Origin of the sequence: Campylobacter sp. RM12654 (assembly GCF_020137585.1) — a bacterium.
Lineage (GTDB): Bacteria > Campylobacterota > Campylobacteria > Campylobacterales > Campylobacteraceae > Campylobacter_E.
Genome location: NZ_JACGAR010000055.1, coordinates 1 through 1,598, shown reverse-complemented (window position 1 = coordinate 1,598; position 1,598 = coordinate 1). Strand labels below are relative to the sequence as shown.

1 protein-coding gene is annotated in these 1,598 nt (G+C 25.4%); it reads left to right on the top strand.

The window, feature by feature from the left end; translation table 11 throughout:
* Positions 1-1,571 (top strand): hypothetical protein (locus AVBRAN12654_RS09260; RefSeq protein ID WP_336614370.1); only part of this gene is annotated, 1,571 nt, incomplete at its 5' end.
* Between the last annotated feature and the right edge of the window lie 27 nt (positions 1,572-1,598).

Sequence of the window (1,598 nt, the reverse complement as noted above, 5' to 3'; positions counted from 1 at the left end):
TGAATATTGCAAGCGATATTAAAGAAGAAGTAACTGAAATCATTGCAAAAAATGATAATTCTTTAAATACAGATAATGTGCCAGAAATTGCTCCAAATAAACCTAGTGATGATTTAGTTATTCCAAGTAATCCAAATACGACACCAGATACTCCAAGTAATCCTGATAATAATACAAGCACACCAGAAAATAAGCCAAATGATAATAATGTGGCAATACCTGATGTGCCAGTGATTAAAGATGAAAAAGAATGGACTAAATTAGAACCTTCTATACCTAATAAATACTTTGCTAATAACAATGTAAATAGTTATTATTACTATTCAGAAGATTTAAATTCTAAAAGTGCAGCAAGTCTTAATTTAGGAACTATGACACTTGATTTATATGGTAGAAAATTAGAAAACGATAAGAGTGTTAAATCTTTTGATTATTATACTTTAGATGGTAAAAAGAATACTCTTACTAGCAATAGCTACAATGTTTCTGATTTAGGAACTAAAGAAATCAAAACTCAAAATTATAACTTGCAAAATACTAGTCTTAATACGCCTAATGCTGAAAAGAATTTAGAATATTCATCAGATTATGCTAGTTTTAGTGCAAATAAAAATGAATTAAAAGCTCAATTAATTGGTATTAATTATGATTTAAGCAAATCAGATTTATCTCATTTTACAACTTTAAAAGATGATTGGAATAGTTTTAAAAGTGATATAGAAAAAAATAATCAAACAGCTATTAATTATTACTCAAATACAAATTCTGCCGCTGAACTTGATTTATCAAGAGGACTTTTAACTTATTATTCAAAAGAGCAAACTAAAAAAGATGGTAGGGATAGTGCTTATAATTTAAGATATTTTGTTATGAACCATAATTATTTGCAAATGCGTGAATATGATATAGAAGATTTAGAATACAACGGCTATACAATGAATTTTAAAGATTCTTCTGTTGTAGATTCAACTTCGGATCATTATAGAACTACTGCTTATGTCAATAAAGAACAAATTGAATACACTGCAAAAAATGGTAGTTTGGATTTAAATATTTTAAGTATTAAAGAAAATTTAAAAGGCACCAATTCTTCAAATTATAGAAAGCAATTAGCTGATTGGGATAATGAGAAAACTAAATTTTTTACAGAATTTTATACAAACCCAGCTCAAGAATTTTATTATGCTGATACGAAAAATAATTATGTTAAGTTAAAGCCAAGTGATTCGTATTTTGCTAGTTATAGTAAGATTAATGATACTTCTGATGTTTTATTTGAATTACAGAATAGTAAATTACTAGGAGTGTATAATAAAAACAATGTAATAACTAGAATAAATCCTCAAGTAAATTCAACTATGGATATTGATAATTCTCAATATAAATTAAAAATTGATAGCAATGAACTTGATAAGACTTCTATTAAATTAGAAACGGAAGCAAGTAAGGCTAAATTACAAATAGAAAGCAAAATAGCAAATGAGGATTTAAAGATAAAAACAGATGAATTAAAAAAATCTTTAAATATTTCAGATATAAATAAAAAGATTAATGAGATTAAAAATAAGTAAGGAATATATATGAGAAAACTTGTAATT